Below are 4,245 nucleotides of genomic sequence, written 5' to 3'. Positions count from 1 at the left end.
GACTATTAGTATGTCCTTGAAGTAAAAGTGGTTAAAAAGACAATATACGCTAACGATGCTGGAACTCTTTATTCTCATCTTTTATATGCAGCATTAATTACAGTTACAAGTGATAGTGGTTCAGAACCTAAGAGATACTGGAGGTGGTTATGGACTAATAATATGTACAATGAATATTATTATCAGGTAGATGATTTTAATACTCTAAAATTCTAGCTTGATTTAGATGTTAATGCCATTTTTGAAGCTGGTCAAACCTATTAGTGGAATGATATTACTTTAAATAATCTTGATAATAATATTGATAATGGATGTTATAATACATATTCTGCAAATGTAACTTATATTGGTTAGAATGACCCTAGTGCTAATATAAATTTATACTCATATCCTGGATTACAAAATGATTATGGATGCTTTAATCTTATAACTACTGATTGTGGCGGAGATACATAGCTTGACAAATTTAAGTTAGATATTTATCTAGGAAAAAGTAAAATAAGTTATAGTAATGATGGCAGTTATGAATATAGTATGACTAATATTCCTCTAACTAATAAAGATAAACAATATTTAGATTTATCAGAAATAACTGATTATTCTAATACTCTTACAGGACAAGAAAATGGGGATTACATATATAGAAGAAGTCCTATTAATACAGAAGGAATTAACCTAAAAGATACATTTAATGTACAATTTACTGGCCGGGATCCAAAAACAGTGCAATTAGATGATGAAGATGGAACAGTCAATGCTAAACACATCCAAGTAGATCTATCTAACTGTTATTATGCAAATAGTACAGATAAAAAAGCCGTAACACTACATTTAGCAGCTTCTATATTTACTAAAGCATTCACTTGTAGTACTTAGAAATATACTGGAGATTGTCCAACGTATTCTCCACTTATAAGTAATCAGGCAGAATTAAATGGATATGGAATTGAGGGAATAGAAACAAATGGCATGGCATTTCTCAGAATGAATACCGCATTTATGGGAATGGTTGGAGGAGGCCAAAAAGAATATTCTTTTTCATTATTATAGTCTAATAATAATATTTTTGATAGAGCCAGTGTTGATGATAGTACATAGACCTCTAGAAATAATTCAAATTCTTATAATTCGTATGGAAATAATGATTATGTCTCATTATATAATTAGTATGTAGAAAATGGATTAAATAAATTCTTTATCTATTATCCTGGTGGAGATGCTACCTATTCATTCACTTCTATTAGAGGAAATTCTGGATTTGAGGAAGTTAGAAATGGATTAAATAGTGCTTATCCATCATAGGGGGATTTAGCGGAGAGAAAAAAATACTGTATTTAGTTCATACGTGATAAATATTCTAAAAGACTTCCAGATATTGATGGTACTAAACTACGTTGGATAGAGGACCACTCAGCAGTTGGAATATTATGTATGAAACATCCTTCTGGCGGATTTATAGCTTTTAATACTATATATCTAGACTATGATAATCAATATTCAAATGGTCCTGGAAATGTTGCTGACGGTATATCTGGTTCATCCGATTATGGAACTTTCTACCCACAAACCCAGAAAATTGAGGAAAGTATTAATTATACCCAATATCCAAATTTCTCTTATCCTTTGTATTTAATTCTTTCTAGAATATACACTAAAAATAAAACTATTCCTTCTAATGGTGAATCTGTAAGACTATCTAATTATGTTAGAAGGGAATAGTATTCAACAACTCTAACTAAGGACGTCATAATGAAACTATACTAGAATAGCGCAGATGTTAATATAGCAATGAGTGGAATTGATTATAATCAATATAAAAATGCTTTATTAGAAATAGTAAATAGTATTTCAGTGGTTTCAGAATAGAGTCCTAATACAGAAGCTCTTAAACTAGTTTTCTCCGATTGTGCAAAGAATACAGTTCTTACATTAGAGATAAATAACAAACAAATGGAATTTCCAGATATAGAGAATATGGCTTTATTATCTTATAATGGTTCTATAGTTCCATGTGAAAAAATATAGGATAACTAGTTTTATATTTATTATGAAGGTAAGCTAATTCCATACTATGACTAGGAATACAAATTTGATAAACAAACTATTGTTAATAACCTGAGTAGTATTCTTGGTAAAACTATTTCAGATATTAATATGACTAATGCTCTAACATTACTTGCACCACTTGAAATAGAACTTGCTGCTGATGACTTAGCTAGTGCTTATTAGGTTTTTTATACAACTAGTGAATTTAAAGAATTAGTAGAATAGGTGTTGGAAGATATTAAACCAGATACAGAAGAAAAAGCAAGAGATCATATTATTCACTTTCTAGAAAACTGCTTCACATCTGGAAATGAAAGGTTCTACTATGGTTATCGTACTTATAGTACTCCACAAGAACCATATTAGAAATGGAGATAGAAATATCCATCTCTTGATATGTGGAATGTGCAGCAATATGCTACTAATTTTGCTGGAGAAAATATGTATGAATATTTAAAGAATAATATATTTTTAGTAGCTACAGCTAATAGAACTTATGAATTCTAGCAAATGTTCTTTAATTTCAAACATGGTGATAAATACTAGCTTGATTTAATTACTATAACTCCTTAGCTTGGCCTTTCAGAGAATTTTGAATACACTAATTCATTAGAATTAAAATCAAATTCACCTCATAATATGCTAAAAATATGTATGGGCTCTGGTGGAGAAAAACTTGGAGATAGACTTAATGGACTATAGTGTATAATGAAAGATGTGTCAGTTGATATAACTCATAGAATAACTGAGAATTAATGTGGGATAAAGTTTTAAATACAAAAATGGAATTAGATGTACTAACTAATTCTTTACCTACTAAAGGAAAGTTAGTATATGAGTATAACCCATTTCATAATTATAGATTATCAGAAAATAAGTATTCTTATAAAGACAATCTTTATTCTTTAAAATAGTTAGAAGATTAGTTTGGAATAGTCCCAGGTCTTAGAATAAAGGAACCAAATAAAGATGAATATGCTTTTATAAGGGCAGAAAAAACTGATGAGACTACTTGTTGGGGAAAAGTTGTATATCCAGAAGGTTCTACAGAACCATAGAAGTATGATGGTTCATACGAAATGTATAAAGGTAGACAGATTATTTCTACAATATCTGAGGCTATTGAATTTCATGAGAAAGGAGAACTACTTGATTTTAATACTGATGAATTATCGTTCTCATTAAAAAATCCAGTACATATTATTCCTCAATATAGTTATGATGGTTCTGTTAATCTTATTTTAAATGATGGAATTAATATTCCAAGATTAATTAATAGCCGATTTAGTGCTACTGGTAAGAATACTTATGAAATTATAGATAGAAAGGGTAATAATGATACCAATATCTATGATTCTGGAGAATAGTTTGATATAGATACCTCTTTATATAAGATTGTAACTAAGATACCTAAAGTAGAACTAGTTAATGTATCTTCTGGTGGATAGTTAAAAGTAGGTAACTACCACTTCTATTTTAAACTAGCTGATGCAGATGGCAATGAAACTGACTTTGTTGCGGAATCTGGATTAGTTAGTGTATTTATTGGAGAGGGTTCATACGCCAGTGTTCATACAGGAACTAAGAATGAAAATAGTGCCAAGTAGGTTATATTTAAATTAACTAATTTGGATTCTGCCTATGATTATATTACTGTTTACTATTCTAGATATACAGCAGAAGCTGGGGAGAATATGGAAACAGAATATATTAAGATAGACAAAAAATATAGTAGACAAAATGCCAAAATAGTTATTACTGGGTTTGAACCTACTGAACCAATTACAGTATAGGATATTAACTTATAGTATAATCTAGTAAATGCAGTCGAGACTTCAGCAGTATGTCAGAATATGCTATTTATGGGTAATGTTCATAAATAGGAAATTCCATATGAAGAACTTCAAGACTTGTCTCTTAGAATATATCCAAAAGCTAAATATGAACAATATGGTGAAGTATCTGAATTATATAAGCCAGAAAGGGTAAAGTAGACTTATGTTGATCCTTTATTTATATACAAATATACTGGATATTGGCCTGGGGAATTATATAGATTTGGAATCGTTTATATAATGCCAAATGGAGAATTATCTCCAGTATTTAATATAAGAGGTGCAATTGATATTATAAAAACTACAAATGGAGAAGGTGGAGATATAATATCTAGCTTATCTTCTAATATAGTAACTGAAGAAT

6 protein-coding genes are annotated in these 4,245 nt (G+C 29.5%); all 6 read left to right on the top strand.

Features of this window, described 5'->3' with window-relative positions:
• The first annotated feature begins 27 nt into the window (after positions 1-27).
• Complete coding sequence (locus tag ACI3VO_RS07700) at positions 28-216, top strand: hypothetical protein (RefSeq protein WP_439757350.1); 189 nt, start codon at positions 28-30, stop codon at positions 214-216.
• Positions 217-534: 318 nt separating this feature from the next.
• Positions 535-876 carry a hypothetical protein gene (locus tag ACI3VO_RS07695; RefSeq protein ID WP_439757349.1) on the top strand — a complete coding sequence of 114 codons (342 nt, stop codon included), beginning with the start codon at positions 535-537 and terminating at the stop codon, positions 874-876.
• Positions 877-1,431: 555 nt separating this feature from the next.
• Complete coding sequence (locus ACI3VO_RS07690; RefSeq protein ID WP_439757348.1) at positions 1,432-1,719, top strand: hypothetical protein; 288 nt, start codon at positions 1,432-1,434, stop codon at positions 1,717-1,719.
• 555 nt (positions 1,720-2,274) lie between these two features.
• Positions 2,275-2,412, top strand: coding sequence for a hypothetical protein (locus tag ACI3VO_RS07685; RefSeq protein ID WP_439757347.1), 138 nt, complete (start codon positions 2,275-2,277; stop codon positions 2,410-2,412).
• Between the two features lie 713 nt (positions 2,413-3,125).
• Positions 3,126-3,413: a hypothetical protein gene (locus ACI3VO_RS07680; protein ID WP_439757346.1), complete on the top strand. Its 288-nt coding sequence runs from the start codon at positions 3,126-3,128 to the stop codon at positions 3,411-3,413.
• A 261-nt stretch (positions 3,414-3,674) separates the two neighbouring features.
• The gene (locus ACI3VO_RS07675) at positions 3,675-3,839 is read left to right on the top strand and encodes a hypothetical protein (RefSeq protein ID WP_439757345.1); all 165 of its coding nucleotides are present in this window, start codon (positions 3,675-3,677) and stop codon (positions 3,837-3,839) included.
• The last annotated feature ends 406 nt before the right edge of the window (positions 3,840-4,245 follow it).

Source organism: Intestinibacter sp. (assembly GCF_051866655.1).
Classification (GTDB): Bacteria; Bacillota; Clostridia; order Peptostreptococcales; family Peptostreptococcaceae; genus Intestinibacter.
Note: the sequence above shows the minus strand (reverse complement) of the source record. Positions and strands in the feature narration are given on the sequence as shown.

Bases quoted from the DNA above. Each gene is read 5' to 3' on its own strand.
- ACI3VO_RS07680 (WP_439757346.1), top strand. From the start codon at position 3,126: ATGTATAAAGGTAGACAGATTATTTCTACAATATCTGAGGCTATTGAA.
- ACI3VO_RS07690 (WP_439757348.1), top strand. From the start codon at position 1,432: ATGAAACATCCTTCTGGCGGATTTATAGCTTTTAATACTATATATCTA.
- ACI3VO_RS07695 (WP_439757349.1), top strand. From the start codon at position 535: ATGACTAATATTCCTCTAACTAATAAAGATAAACAATATTTAGATTTA.